Annotated in this window: 11 protein-coding genes; 3 read left to right on the top strand and 8 right to left on the bottom strand. The window is 52.0% G+C overall.

Features of this window, described 5'->3' with window-relative positions; translation table 11 throughout:
* Nucleotides 1–36 precede the first annotated feature (36 nt).
* Nucleotides 37–1914: a preprotein translocase subunit SecA gene (locus MFFC18_RS00055; protein WP_075085759.1), complete on the bottom strand. Its 1878-nt coding sequence runs from the start codon at nt 1912–1914 to the stop codon at nt 37–39.
* A 168-nt stretch (nt 1915–2082) separates the two neighbouring features.
* On the opposite strand from MFFC18_RS00055, the gene MFFC18_RS00050 reads away from it, so the two are divergent.
* The gene (locus MFFC18_RS00050; protein ID WP_075085760.1) at nt 2083–2394 is read left to right on the top strand and encodes a hypothetical protein; all 312 of its coding nucleotides are present in this window, start codon (nt 2083–2085) and stop codon (nt 2392–2394) included.
* Between the two features lie 83 nt (nt 2395–2477).
* Here the strand turns inward: MFFC18_RS00050 and MFFC18_RS00045 are convergent, their stop codons facing one another.
* The gene (locus MFFC18_RS00045; RefSeq protein ID WP_075085761.1) at nt 2478–4931 is read right to left on the bottom strand and encodes a hypothetical protein; all 2454 of its coding nucleotides are present in this window, start codon (nt 4929–4931) and stop codon (nt 2478–2480) included.
* A 217-nt stretch (nt 4932–5148) separates the two neighbouring features.
* On the opposite strand from MFFC18_RS00045, the gene MFFC18_RS00040 reads away from it, so the two are divergent.
* Nucleotides 5149–5664: a hypothetical protein gene (locus tag MFFC18_RS00040; protein ID WP_075085762.1), complete on the top strand. Its 516-nt coding sequence runs from the start codon at nt 5149–5151 to the stop codon at nt 5662–5664.
* A complete protein-coding gene (locus tag MFFC18_RS00035) occupies nt 5661–6563 on the top strand; it encodes a hypothetical protein (RefSeq protein WP_075085763.1) in 903 nt (300 codons plus the stop codon). Before MFFC18_RS00040 ends, MFFC18_RS00035 begins: the two co-directional genes overlap by 4 nt.
* Nucleotides 6564–6664: 101 nt before the next feature.
* Here the strand turns inward: MFFC18_RS00035 and MFFC18_RS00030 are convergent, their stop codons facing one another.
* The 6 genes from MFFC18_RS00030 to MFFC18_RS00005 form a co-directional block, all read right to left on the bottom strand.
* Nucleotides 6665–8173 carry a sensor domain-containing diguanylate cyclase gene (locus MFFC18_RS00030; protein ID WP_075085764.1) on the bottom strand — a complete coding sequence of 503 codons (1509 nt, stop codon included), beginning with the start codon at nt 8171–8173 and terminating at the stop codon, nt 6665–6667.
* Between the two features lie 493 nt (nt 8174–8666).
* A complete protein-coding gene (locus tag MFFC18_RS00025) occupies nt 8667–8981 on the bottom strand; it encodes a hypothetical protein (RefSeq protein WP_075085765.1) in 315 nt (104 codons plus the stop codon).
* Between the two features lie 53 nt (nt 8982–9034).
* Nucleotides 9035–11518: a DNA gyrase subunit B gene (locus MFFC18_RS00020; RefSeq protein WP_075085766.1), complete on the bottom strand. Its 2484-nt coding sequence runs from the start codon at nt 11516–11518 to the stop codon at nt 9035–9037.
* Nucleotides 11515–11889, bottom strand: coding sequence for a DUF721 domain-containing protein (locus MFFC18_RS00015; protein ID WP_075085767.1), 375 nt, complete (start codon nt 11887–11889; stop codon nt 11515–11517). The genes MFFC18_RS00020 and MFFC18_RS00015 overlap by 4 nt, the downstream gene beginning before the upstream one ends.
* Before the next feature lie 2 nt (nt 11890–11891).
* Nucleotides 11892–13013: a DNA polymerase III subunit beta gene (gene dnaN / locus MFFC18_RS00010; RefSeq protein ID WP_075085768.1), complete on the bottom strand. Its 1122-nt coding sequence runs from the start codon at nt 13011–13013 to the stop codon at nt 11892–11894.
* 354 nt (nt 13014–13367) lie between these two features.
* A complete protein-coding gene (locus MFFC18_RS00005; protein ID WP_075085769.1) occupies nt 13368–14639 on the bottom strand; it encodes a DnaA/Hda family protein in 1272 nt (423 codons plus the stop codon).

The raw sequence follows: 14639 nt of genomic DNA, 5'->3' as shown, positions 1-14639 counted from the left end.
GCTACCTGCTAATGATACCGTCACCAGCGTCGGTAGTTATTCAAAATTGTCCAGAATTGGGTCGAGTCCCATTTCTCGTTGGCTTTTCGCCAGCTGTTTTTCGTTGAACATCAGTATTTTGCGAGAGCGATAGTGCTGGCTCTCGACTTTGTTCTGTGCTTTTTCAAATAGCCGAATCCAATATCGGCGACCGCGAATCTTTGCCGTCTTGCGAATTCGATCGGCTTTCTGTTTCCCGAACGCGGACTCTAACAGTTTGTCTTCGGCACATATATATAGCTGGACCGAACCCGGATCTCCCTGTCGACCACAGCGCCCAAAAAGTTGCTGATCGATTCGACTCGATTCATGCATCTCGGTGCCGATCACATGAAGTCCGCCAAGCTCGCGTACTTCGTCATCGATTTTGATATCCGTACCTCGACCCGCCATGTTTGTAGCGACGGTAACACGACTTTTCTGGCCAGCGTTTTCGACGATCTCGGCTTCGCGTTCAATCTGCCGGGCATTGAGCACGTCATGTTGAACGCCGATCTGTCGCAGCACGTTCGATACGATCTCCGATTTGGCGATCGATCGAGTACCAATCAAAATCGGGCGACCGAGTTCGTGAATTTCTTTAACGTCGACAGCAATCTGCTGTAGCTTTTCTTCCTCGGTCGGTGCGTATTTGATCGGCAACTCTATTCGTTGCGGCTTGCGATTCGTTGGAATCACTGAAACACCCATGCCGTAGATTTTCTTGAACTCGCGAACCGACGTCCACGCCGTCCCTGTCATCCCGGCCATGTGCGGAAAGCGACTGACAAAAGACTGCACCGTGATCTTGGCATGCGTTGCCGTATCGACCGAAACCTTGACGTGTTCCTTGGCTTCGATCGCCTGATGGATGCCGCGACTCCAACGACGACCTTCCGAGATCCGACCCGTGGCTTCGTCTACGATCACGATCTCACCGTCTCTCACGACATAGTCTCGATCCGTTTTGTAGTCACGATAAACCTGAATCGCTCGCTCGATGAAATCGTACATTTGCAACAGCCCAATACCCGCAAGATCGCGTGGCTTCACGGTTTCCCGAACCAGCGCCGTTCCTTCCGGAGTCAGGTCAACTTTGCGGCGTTCGCGATCATACCAGTAGTGAAGATCCTCTTCGAACTTCGGCGCCGAATCAGCCGACCATTGATAGAGGCTGGTCTCCTGTTGCTGGCTGGAATCGTCGCCGGCTGATGAAATGATCAACGGCGTTCTCGCGTCATCGATCAGGATACTGTCAGCTTCGTCAATCAGTATGAAGTGAGGTTTGCGATGAACAGATACCGCCATCGGCGACTGGGCGACTCCACCGGATGCGCCGCCGTAGTAGAAATCTCGCTGCTGTTGCTCACGGCGAGCCGCATGGTCTCGAAGAAAGTCGAAACCAAACTCTTTCATCGTGCCGTACGTAATGTCGCATTTGTAGGATTCGCGACGTTGCTCGCGTGACATCTCCGTTTGAATCACGCCGATACTCAGACCGAGCAGATTGTAGACTGGCTTCATCCACATCGCATCGCGATAGGCCAGGTAGTCGTTGCTGGTCGCGAGCAAGGCACCTTCGCCGGCGAGAGCACGAACGAACATTGGCAGCGTTGCTGTGAGAGTCTTTCCTTCGCCCGTTCTCATTTCGGCAACGTGCCCGCGGCACATCGCCAATCCCCCGGTCAACTGCACATCGTAGTGCGCCATCTGCAGTTCCCGCATCGAAGCGGCGCGGACCAGAGCAAATCCTCTTGCGACCAGAGCTTCGATGTTTCCGTGCGTCCGCGATTCGAAACCCAGATCAAGCGTTTCTTTCTTCAGCTGATCCGCGTCGTACTCCATGTACTTGTCGTACAGCTTTTTGATTTTGGGGATCAGTAGTCGGGCTTGCACGGAACTTTAGTCCTGAAATTCACTTGTTCGGTTGCTGTATCGTATTCGTTGCAGCCAGGTTTTCATACACAGATCGTTTGCCCGGACGGCAAAGCAGGTGCCACGTCGGTTCACTCGACTCTTTGTCAGTGTAGAATTGGAGACCTCACATTTTCTGAAAGACCCGATATGACACGCCCAACCGATCCGATCGAGCTGTACGCATGGCTCAAACAGGAAGTTTCCAGGCTCGAGGACGAGATGGATAGCCTCAAGGACGAAGTCTTCAAAACTGTCGACAGCCAGGGCGAAGAAGTCGACAAGGAAACCTTCGTGATTCGCAGCTACAAACGGCCAAAGTACAAGTTTTCCGACGAGTACGACACCAGGAACAGCGAACTCAAGGCACTCCGCGCGGCCGAAATCGACAACGGTACGGCCGTTGTCGATGGCTATTCAGAGTTCGTCAAAATCAACTTCAAGAAGGCCAAAAAGGACTGACGTCTCAATGGCTGTCAGAAAAAAGGGATGCCATTTCCGTGACATCCCTTCGCTTCCTTGTGTCGCAAATCAGCCAACGCGGACTATGAATCCACGCCTGAATCGCCGCCAGCCGAGCAACCGAGTTGAACGTTTTCGATTCCTTCGCCATTGACCAGCAGTCGCTTGGTACCGTCCTCGAACGAGTCGATGATATCGAAACAGTCATCGGCAAGGTTGCCGACCAGGATATCCATGCCATCGAATTGGGCACCAGCTTCGGTGAGCAGCTCAGATCCGCTCGTTGAGCGAATGTCGCCTTCAGATTCCAGCGTCAGGAAACCTCCGGTCGTACTGCTGCCAGTGAGGAAGAACGAATCGTCCGCGGAAAGTTTCACATTGCCTGTCGAATTGAAAGTCAGCGATGCGAACTCAAGCCGGTCCGTCGATGAACCGTTTGGTAGCACGTCAGTACCAAGATTGATCAAGCTGCCTTCGACGTTCAGGTTGTAACGCACGGCCAGCGTTGTTTCTGGCGTGTCCAGAATTTTGCCTTCTGCTCCAAGAGTCATAAGAGACATTGAGTTCGCACGGTTGTCGCCCTTGAGCACAATGTCGCCGTCTTCCTCGACGACAACATTGCCCGTTCCGTCACTCTGTACCGTCAGCGTTCGTGTTTCGAATGCGGCGTCATATCTTGTGCCATCACTCATGTACCCGGAATCACCAACGACGATTCGACCATTGTTGGCGGTCGTGAAACGGGTGTTTCCCGAGACGTTGATAATCGATTTTGGACCATCGGTAATGTCGCCTGCAGAATCGATCTGCAGTGTTTTCGCGACGTTATTGCCGCCAACGTTGGTATGACTGTCTTCTTCAATCTGAACCAGCCCGTTGGCGTCGTCAGCGGTGCGGAAGCCGATCGTGCCAGCGTTGAACTGGTCGCCACTTCGGTTTCCAAGCACAATGTTATCCGCAAAGAACGCTGCTGAATTTCGTACGTCGACTTTGGCGTTCACATCGTTGGTGATGTTACCGCTGGAGTTGATCACGGACTTGGCAGCCGAGTTTTCGCCAACGATTTGCAAGTCGCTGTTCTCTGAAAGCTTGAACTGGCCCGATGTTTCGAAGCTTACTGAACCGGCTACAAACCAGTCGTCCTGCGAATCCCCGACGTTAACATTGTTGGCCTTGAAATTGGCGACACCATCAACAGTGATTCTGGAATCGTCCGCATCGGTAATCGATCCGGCGGATTGCAACTGGAAGTCACCTGCGCGGTTTTTGGTTTCGATGATGTGACTGTTGGAGTCTTCGTTGACCGAGAACAGTTCAGAAGTCCAAAAGTACATCGATCCGGTGTTGAAGACGTCGGTTGCGGAATCGCCAAGCACGACGCTGATCCCTTCCAGGCCTGTTTCATTGGCAACATTGATTGTGGTGCCTACGAAATCGCCAACGCGACCCCACGATTTGATGTTCAGCGACGATGCGCTGTTGTCGCCAGTTATGACCGTGTCACTGTTCTCCGAGATATGAACGTGCCCGTTGGACTGAAACTGGATCGATCCGGCGTTGAAGGTATCGAGTCCACCCTCGCCGATGCGAACACGATTGTTGCCGAAGAACTGAGCCAGTCCGCTGACGTTGATCGTTGTTCGAAGTCCGTCCTGAATGACTCCGACCGAGCGGAGCGTCATTGAACCGGCCTCACTGTCGATCAAGATCATGTTGGAGTCTTCCTGGACTTCGACATGGCCTGATGCATTGAACGATGAACGGAAGAAGTTGGTACTGTCTCCTTCGTGGTCGCCAAGCGTAATCGATTTGGCGGTGAAGAATGCGTCCTCCGCAACTTCGATCTTTGCGTTCGCAACATCTTCAACATCGCCACCGGCTGTCAGCGTAAAGTTCCCTGATGTCTCAACTCCGGTTAGCATGACATCGTTGATGTCTGTGATGACCGCGTTGTGAAGTTTGCCAGAAGTCCCGACATAAAGTTCGCTGAAGTCGTTGTTTGCGTTGTTGAGACCGACTGTATTGGCGCCGGCATCAATCTTTGTCAGGCCTCCAACAACCAGTTGACCGCTGGTTGAGTCACCGATGCGACCGCCCTGGCCGTTCATGGATACGAGGAAGTTTTCGCGAACGTTCAACTGACCATTGATCGTGATCTGGCTGACGTTTTGTAGTTGAACCGAGTACAAAGCTCGCTCTGGTGTGAAGTCGTTGACGAACGAAAATTCCTGAGCCGTCCGATTCACATCACCTGAAACGAAAATGTGCTTCAAGGAACCGGCTTCGACGGATTGCACCCCAGAAGTTTTCCCATCAAGGTCCTGACTTCCGTTGACGGTCACGTTTCCATTATCAGCGATGCCAATCACGGCGATGTCGTTGTTGGCGTCCATGTTGACAGAGATTTGGCTGTCAACGGCGTTGAATTCGACCAAAGTTGCCAGCAGGTTTCTGGCTTCCAGAGCACCGTAGCTCATTGCTGATTTCTGCGAACGGGCGCGGCGTTTGCTTTTGGTACCGTTTGATTTTGAGCGCATGATATCTTCCTTGATTCAGCGATTTGCGGGAAAGCGGGTTGTGTGACAGAGCTGTCGAAGTCCGGGTCTGGCTTCCGTGTTCCAGCCAACGTGCGGATGCTAGCTGAAAACTTTTCCTGTTGGGCAGAAGCCAACGGTTTAATCGGTAAGAACACTTGCTGCGGTTCAGGGAAAACTCTAAAGTCCCCCACCATTTTCTTTTTGTGGTAGCAGTTCAATGATGCAGCAATACGACTTTCGACGCGGAGGAAAGAAGTGCTCTGCGACGGAACGATTGCTTGATCCCGGAGAAATCTACTGGTCAGCACTGATTGAACTGGCTGATGGTCAGACGACGCGGCTGGATTTTTCAACCGACGCGTGGGAAGGCCCGGGCGATGATTGCATTGGATTTTGGAAGCAACAGGTTCCGGACCTGGACACCGGGAAAGTCTATTGGGCGCCGCGAAGTGTTTTGTTGGCCTACTTCAGGCATCAACTGGAAAAGAATCGTCCGGAGTTTGCGTTTGTGATGAGCCTGTTGTTGTTGCAAAAGAGAATCCTGAGCCTGAAGGATTCGATCGAAACAGAAGACGGGACTGCTTCTATCCTGGTGGATCGAAAGACTTCGGAAACTTACGAAGTCGTCGACATGGATGTAGCCGACCAACAAATCGAGTCCATCCAGAACGAACTGGCAGAGCATCTGTTCTCCAATCAACCCATCCCAGCGGAAGACGAGACTGAATCGTGATTTCAAATCGAATCTACCGTGGCTCGCACCTTCGCCTGTTTCTGGGTTTCATCATTGCTGTCGCCGTTAGCAAGGTTTGTTGCGGGACTGCGTCGGCTCAACTGTTTCGCTTTGGCAAAAAAGCGGACCCGATGCCAGTGGTCTTCAATCGAAAGCCCACCCAGGCCGAACTGCTTCAGCATCTCAACAGCATCAACTCAAAATTCAAACAGCTCAGCAGCGACCTTCGCATTTCCCTCGACGGTACTCCGAAGCTTCGCGGCACAATGCAACTGGAATTGCCACGGCGGCTACGAATTAAAGCCGGTGTGATGGGCGTTAGCCAGTTCGGCGTCGACGTTGGAAGCAACAATCAGGATTTTTGGGTTTGGACGAAAGTCAATTTGCCAAACCAGAGGCCAGCGATCTTTCACGCCAGCCACGAAGGTTTCCGGTATGCTCAGTCTTCCGTTCGTCAGGCGATTCCTTTGGAACCAGTTTGGCTTTTGGAAGGTCTTGGCTTGCTACAGTTCGAACCGGGCGATGTTCACAAAGGTCCAGACGTTACGCCAGAAGGATATTTGAAACTTTTCACAATCCGCCGCACTCCCAACGGGCCAAACTTTCGAGTCACTTTGATCCATGCTGTGAACGGTACGGTATTGCAGCAGGCGTTGTACGACAGTCAGGAGAACTTGATCGCGTACACCGATTCGAAAGACTATAAATCGTTTCCAAAGCAGGGTGTGTCGCTGCCGGAGAAGATCGAAATGCACCTGTTTCAAAACGGACAGGAAGCGAAGATGGTGATCGAAGCGAGTGACTTTCAGTTTGATTCGCTCTACGGAGATCCCGCTCAGATGTGGTCGATGCCGCAGCCGAAAGGCGTTCAGGCAATCGATCTGACCAAGATCAGATAGCCGCTGGCACAAACCAGATACCAGCGAGAAAACGCGAGCGATCCTGCAAGTCACAAAGTAGCACGTCAGGACGTTTGAAACTCAAACGACACGCGCTGACGTCAGCTGTTTTCTGCATGAAGTGCTGTAAAAAACTGGTTCGTGGGACCTGTCGGTACATTCAACTCCGTATCGCGATCGATCACGAACTGGTTCCGACCTCCGTTTTTCGCCGCGTAGAGATTCTTGTCCGCCAATTCAAACAACTGCTCTTTCGTCGTTGCTGAACCGTAACCAAAGATCGCTCCTCCCAAACTGATCGTGATCGGTATCTCCAGATCGTCGACTACGAACGGACGATTGGCGACTTCGCTGCGGAGGCGTTCCGCAACAACTTCGCACGTATCGACGGTCGATTCGGATTGAATGACCACGAACTCTTCACCACCGATGCGGAACAGAAAGTCATATCCGCGTGTGGATCTGCCCATTCGAGACGCTACCTCAATCAAAATCGCGTCGCCCGTGGCATGTCCGTAGGTGTCATTGATCGATTTAAAGTTATCGATGTCAATAATCCAAAGCACTAACTGACGATTCAGGCGATTGCACCTCGAAATCTCTGACTGAATCATTTGCTCGTACTGCCGCCGGTTCCCAAGCCCCGTCAGTTCATCCAGCATCGCCAAATCTTTCAGCTCGTCGTTCTCTTTTTCGACTTGGGCTTTGTCAAGATGAAGCGCCATCGTCATCTGGATGATCGAGTGCTTGGCTTCGTTTTCTATTTCCTTCAAACTCTTCGGTGACGGACTCTTGTAAGACAGGACACTGGCGATTTCTTTGTACTCCTCCAACGCGGTATCGTAGGATTGGCGATTCTCTTCCAGTCCATTCTGAGTGAGTTCCGCAAGCTTTTCCGAAAAGTCCCGAACGGCGTTGCCGTCAAGATCTTCGTTGAGGAACAGACAGCTCATCGCGTGCGTGACCTCGATGATTTTCGCCTCTGGTCGGTCTCGGTTTCCCGCATTCATTTCTTTGAAAGCGGCCGTGATCGACGGTGGAAATCCGAGCGACTCCATCGCAGCTTGGGCCAGTTCGTAACGACTGAGCCCGAAAGTGCTAATTTCTTTTTCAATCAGGGACGGATCATTCATCGACGTCTCGCCAAGCATCTCTTCGTATTGGTCGGGTTGGCTGCATGCAAGCGCGAGTTGTCCGATATTCATCAACAGTCCGAACAGGAACCCGGTTTCTTCGTCTTTGGACATCTCGCGATAGAGCGTCTTGGAAGAAACGGCACAAGCAAGTGAAAAACGCCAGTATTCGTTGAAACAGAATCGTCGCCCTTCCTGTTTCGATTCGCCCATTTCCGTGAGTGAAAATGACAGTGCCAAAACTTTGACACCTTTGATCCCAATGACCATCATCGCTTGCTTGAGCGACGTGGCTGCACGTTGCCTTGCAAAACTGGCCGAGTTTGCAAACTGAACAATTCGAGCCGCCAACGTCGGGCCAGCGCTAATCGTTTTCTCCAGTTCGTTGAGATTCACGTCCGCTTCCGCAAACTGATCCAGAAGCTTGATCGCTACCTCGGGTGGAGATGGAAGATTTTCCAAAAGTATATTGCTCATCGCTTATCCCAAATTGAAAGCAGATTCTTTCGATTCCGTTTTGTTCTTAAAACCCTAGGTTCCTGGTAATGAAAACCATGGGCTTCGGTAGAGAAAACGGCCAGATGTCCGTAGCGCGACTGTCGCCGCCTGTACCGTTGAGGGTCAGCACTATGCATTTCGAAAGCATCATCGGAATCAATGGATCGAAAGATGCCTTTGCCGAACGTCAATCCTGCAACATCGCTCCCACGCAAACAACGCTGACTCGCGATTTACCGTTCGGCGCGAGCCTATGCTGCGGAGTGACGTTTACTTATATAGAAGTCAAGCGATAAGAGGTCTGGAACGTCTCGCTCGAACCGTATTCGCCGGTTATACGTTGAACGAGGGACAACCCTTGAGCGTGAAGGAAGCAACGAATCTATCGTCTGGGTGCGAATCGTCTGAGGGGAAACGGCATTCCAAAACTTTGAATAGTCAATTTCGTCGATCGCCGCCGCGACTGGATTGGCTACTTCTGGCGGGATTCAAGTTCCCGCAACAACTGTTTGCGACGTTGCGCACGCTTCTTTCTGATTTCGCTGCTTTGTTCAATCAGCCACGGCAAACGCAAACCGATCCAGCCAATATAGACCATCACCACCAGCGACAGAATGATAACGGAAATGATGACGCCGACCTGGCCATTCCCGCGAGCAAACTTCCAACTGGATGAAAACGCGTCGACGATGCCCGTCATATCGGCCAGCTTAAAAATGACCGATGCGACGATCAGCGTCCAGAACAGACGTTGAATGGAAAACTGGTTTGAGGCCTGGTTCTCCATCAGTTTCTTCCTGCATTGAGTTTACGTTGGCGACGGCGCTTTGCCGTCGAAGATCAAACGTCCAGTTCGCTGACATCGAGCGCGTATTTCTCTATGAACTCTCGGCGAGGTTCGACTTTGTCCCCCATCAGGATACGGAACATGTCGTCGGCCTCCGCTACGTTTGGCATCTTGATCTGGATCAGCGTGCGGTTGTCCGGATCAAGCGTCGTTTCACGAAGCTCTTCCGCATTCATTTCACCGAGGCCTTTGAAACGTGTCAGGTGAATGCCTTTCTCTCCGAGAGCACGAACACTGGCGATCAAGCCGCGAAGATCAGCGACCGGGTTTTCGGTTTCGCCTTTATAAAGAATGAATCGTGGCGTTTCGAGTCCCGTTCGATCAACCGGCAGCAGTGCTCCGATTCCCAAACCGAACTCATCGAGTGCCTTGAGTCCTGAATTGATGGTACGGACTTCGTGAAACTCGTTGATCCGAAGCGTATTGATGGTGTCGACTGTTTCACCAGCAGCTTCTTTTGCGCCCGCATCCTGTTCAGTCTCGATCGTAACTTCAACGCCCGATTCCGATTCGTGGCTCTTGATAAACTCGTCCAGGCTTTTGCGATCAGTAAACCACTTTTCAACCGTACCCAGAAACGCGTGAAAGACCGGTAGTCGACCGTCGTTGTCCATTCTTTCGGAGTGCGTTTTCAAGTTGATCCCGCGACGTTCAAGCGCGAGAATCGCGTCTTCCATGCTGGCGAGTGTCACGCACAGCTTCCGCATGTTTTCGCCTTCGACCTTGATTCCTTCGCCTTCGAAAGAAGTGTTTTCGAGACCACGATCGAGCAACTGAGCCCGCATCTCTTCGTCCGTTTGAACGTAGTAAGTCTTCTTTCCCTGCTTCACGCGAAACAGGGGAGGGCAGGCGACATAAACGTGACCTTGTTCGATCAGCTGATACATCTGTCGATAAAAGAAGCACAACAGCAGGGTACGAATGTGCGAACCGTCGACGTCGGCATCGGTCATGATGATGACTTTTTCGTAACGTCGTTTCGACAGGTCCTGCGTTTCACCGACACCGATTCGAAGGGCATTGATGATGCTCTGGACCTCTTCGTTGGCCAAAACTTTGTCCTCACGAGCCTTGTACGCGTTGATGATTTTACCGCGAAGAGGCAGGATCGCCTGGAACTCTTTCAGTCGACCACCTTCGGCCGATCCACCGGCCGAGTCACCTTCCACAAGGTAGATTTCGCACTTCTCTACGTCGTCGCTGAGACAATCGCGAAGCTTACCCGGCAGTCCGCTGCCGCCCAAAACTGACTTGCGACGAATCTTCTCTCGAGCCGCTTTCGCTGCTTCGCGTGCTTCGGCCGCCTGGATACCTTTCTTGATAATCGTCTTGGCAGCCGATGGATTCTCTTCGAGGTAAGTCTTGAAAAACTCACCAAACGCCGAGCTGATAATTCCTTCGACCTCACTGTTTCGAAGCTTCGTTTTCGTCTGGCCCTCGAACTGCGGCTCGGGGACTTTTACCGAAAGAATTGCGGTGAGTCCTTCGCGGAAGTCTTCGCCGGTGACTCCCAGATCTTTCGGATAGAGTTTATTGTTCTTTCCGTAACTGTTGAGCGTCCGCGTCAACGTCGAGCGAAAACCCGAGACATGGGTTCCGCCTTCGTGCGTGTTGATATTGTTCGCAAACGAGTGAACCTTTTCGGTATGGTCGGTCGTGTACTGGATCGCCAGTTCGTACCCGACGCCTTCGTTTTCACCCGAAACGTAGATCACTTCTTTGTGAATCGGATCGCTGGCTCGATTGAGATACTCGACGTACTCAATGATTCCGCGTTCGTAGTGGAATTCGTCAGTTTCATTGATCCGGGCATCCGTGAAAACGATGCGAACTCCGCTGTTGAGGAATGCCAACTCTTGCAGACGTTTCATCAACACTGAGCGTTCGTACTTGGTCGTTTCAAAGATCTGCGGGTCAGCCTTGAAAGTCGTCTTCGTTCCCTGCTTGGTAGTCTTTCCGCTTTTGGTTACCGCACCGGTTGGGACACCGCGTTCGTAGCTTTGCTGGTAGACGTGCCCTTCGCGGTAGACTTCGACTTCTGCCCATTCGGAGAGGAAGTTAACGACCGTCACACCAACGCCGTGAAGACCGCCGGATACTTTGTAAGCCGCCTTCTCTTCCGAGTTGTCGCTTTTGTCGGCGAACTTTCCGCCAAACTTGAGCATCGTCATCACGCCTTCAAGCGCTGTCACTTCCCGGTCTTCCTGAGCCGAGAGCTGTTCGTGACGTGACACCGGAATCCCTCGACCGTCATCGATACAGGTAATGGAACCATCCGGATTGATGATGACCGTCACCGTCGTGGCATGTCCAGCCATTGCTTCGTCGATTGAGTTATCGACGACTTCATAGACGAGATGGTGCAAACCGCCCGTGCCGGTGTCTCCGATGTACATTCCTGGCCGTTTGCGGACATGTTGCAAATCGGTCAACCGTTTCAGGTCATCGGAACTGTAATCGTCTGGTTTATTACTCATCTGGCGACGTTTCCAAGTTTAAAGCGTAGGTCTTTAATATTGTTTTGAGGCAACTGCTGCTGCATCGCAGAAAGCAGTTTCTTCTTTTCAAAGCTGAGCATGTTCATTGCCGCGGAACTGGAAACGTGAACTTCCAGAACGCCGCGGTTGATTCGTCCAGCCTTGGTGTTTTTGGCGAACCTCGGCCCGGAAGCAATCTCCCACGCCTCGTTCAGTTCGTCATTTGATTTCGTCTGGCCGTAACCCTGCCTGGCCATCATCTGCGAGATGATGTTTGCCGGTGTTTTTGGGCGACGAAAATAACGCTGGCGCAGTTTGACCAAATCGCTGGCGTTATCGAAATCCTGTTCGTCGTATTGCCCGGGCTCCATCGTTATTTCCGATCCTTCGACAGCGGCATGATGACGTATCCATAGTCATCATCGGTGTGGCAGTAAGCCGCCTGATCGCCGCTCTGAATATCAAACGTGAACGTGCGGTCCGCCTGAAGCACTTTCAAAAAATCCGCGACGTAGCGGTGGTCCAGCGTGATCGTCAGTTCTTCTTTTTCGTCAAAGGGGATCGGGATTTCAACGCGAGACTGACCGACTTCGGCCGTGCTGTTGCTCATCACCAACGATCCACCACCGAACGTAAAATCGACTCCGCGACTTTCATCGCTCGACACGATCGCTGCCTGGCGAAGCGCCGAATACATCGGCCCGACCGGAATGTCGATCTTGTTCGTTTCATCCCGCTTTGGAATGACATCCTGCCATGGTGGAAAACGGCCTTCGACCAATCGGGTATAGAATACGCCATTGCCGTCACGCACCAACAGTTCATTGGCCTGTGGCAAGAAATGAACTTTCTCGTCGCCCTGTGGAAGAATACGTTCCATCAACTGCATGGCTCGTGACGGTACGATCGTGGCCGCCCCAGTGTCCTTGGGCGAACCTGTCTTGCTGATCGCTCCGCTCATCTTGGCCAGCCTGCGACCATCGGTGCCGACAGCCGTCAACGTCTCGCCATCGATCTCCAACAAAACACCACCAAGTGCATAACGAGCACTTTCAGCATCGGTCGCAAACAAAGTTCGCTTGATCAGTTCGCGAAGCACCGTCCCAGATACCTCGTAGTAGTCCTTGCCCGTGAACTCGGCGACTTCCGGAAACTCGTCCGGGTTCTGAGCCTGCAACTCGAAACGACTGCTCTGACCAGTGACCGTGGTCTTTTCACCGTCGGCCTCGATCTCAAGGAACTCGTCATTGGACTCACGCAGGATCATGCTGAGTCGCTGTACCGGGATGACCGCGCTGCCTGGTGTGCTGACTTCGATATCGGGTACCTGCAAACGTACGCCGACTTCCATATCGGTGGCAGAAAGTTCGCCGCCGTCTTTGTCGACTTTCAGTTTAATGTTTTGCAAGATTGTTTTGGGGCTGCGAACCGGTGCAACAGCGGCAGCAATCTGAAAAGTCTTAAAGAAGCTTTCTCGGTTGATCTTGATTTTCACGTTGATTCTCTAAAGGAGATCTAGGGGAGATTTCTAGGAAGCTGTTTTGAACGCGTGAGCGTAAATGATTGTTAGTTTATTCTTTTGTATCAGTATTGTAGTGTCGGCCGAAACTGTCAGTAACTGGTCTTCGTCAGCCGCAACTAACCGACAGCCGGTAACTTGTGTCGCCGGAAGCGTAGTGGAAAAGTAGTCATATACGCGTCACTGTAATGGTTGTTAGTCAGTATCAAATAAAGTCAGTAAACCGGGAATCAAACTTTGAAGTTCAAAACCAGGCTCTCAGGAAACAGTTTGACAAAATGCAAACAGGTTTTCCTTTTTAGTATCAGGTAATTTGTCCCGCGGCATTCTTTACGGGATCAGTGTCATTTGGCCCGCAAAGGTATCGTTCAGCCGAAGCTGCAAAGTCCGCACAAGGTTACATAGCGACGCGTTTGACTCCGCAGAGTCAGTTTCTGTTTCAATCAGTGAGTCGTATTTCTGGAAGGCATGCAAGATCGTCGTGTGGTCACGGTTACCGAACAGCGTTCCAATCGCGTGGTAGCTCAGACCCAGCATTGTTCGCAACAACCAAATCGCTACGCCACGGGCCATCACGACCGTCTGCTTTCGCGAATTGCTGCACAGCACAGTCGTCGTCATGTCAAATTCATCGGCGACGGTTTCAATGATGCGACACGCCATCGCATCGATCGTGCTTTCGTCCTGGCGAAACAGCAAACCCAGCGTCGACATATCAATCGGTTTGCCATTCGGCAACGAATCGCCATTCGACTTCAGTTCAGTTTTCAGCTGGATGAAAAAGTGATTCAGTTTTGGCACCGATACGGTCATTCGTCTGGCAACCCACTCAGCGGCTTCCGAGTCGAGCGGCGTACGATGAATTTCCGAGAGACGAGAAATGATTTTGCGTCGAGCATCAATTCCTGGCGGCAAGACTGGAAGTGCGATTCCACCGCCAAGTCGCGACAGCAGTTGAGGCAAAAGATGATTGGCCTCCAAAGGAGATGACTGCATCGTGATAACGACCGGTTTGCCCAGTCGATCCAACTGGTCGATCAGGAATACCAACTCGCGCTGAGCACCCAGCTTTCCTTCCAGTTGCCCAATGTTGTCGATCAGAATTCCAGGGCTATCGAAAATTCGTTGTCGAAACTCACCCAGTGACTGACGGTCCATCGCTGCCACGTAGCGTCGGAAGAATTCGCTGCCAGCAAAGCAAACAGGTCTGTCGCTGGTTGCGTCTTCGGGATGGTCCATCGAAGCACAAATCCGGGAGACCAAAGAAAGTGCCAATGATGTTTTCCCCGTTCCCGTTTCGCCATACAGCACCATCGGCGAAAGTGTTCGAGCCGGTTCGTCCGCGTCGGGATCGCTTTGGCTTTGCGTCACCAACAACGCCGCCGCAAAGAACTGTTCTGCTTTCGTCAGGCAACGCAACATCCGGTTGTTCGCGTCACCAATAAACTCATCCAGTCCACCAACGAACACAGACACCGAATCCGCTTTGTCAACGGATTGTCCCCAGTCCTCGAATCGCGATCGATTCAGGTGATTCAACGGGATTCCAAAAACGGAAGAGTCCGATGATTCGAGTCCGGAATTGGCGGTGCCGATGGACAT

The organism is Mariniblastus fucicola (assembly GCF_008087665.1).
Classification (GTDB): Bacteria; Planctomycetota; Planctomycetia; order Pirellulales; family Pirellulaceae; genus Mariniblastus; species Mariniblastus fucicola.
This window is presented reverse-complemented; position numbering and strand designations above follow the sequence as displayed.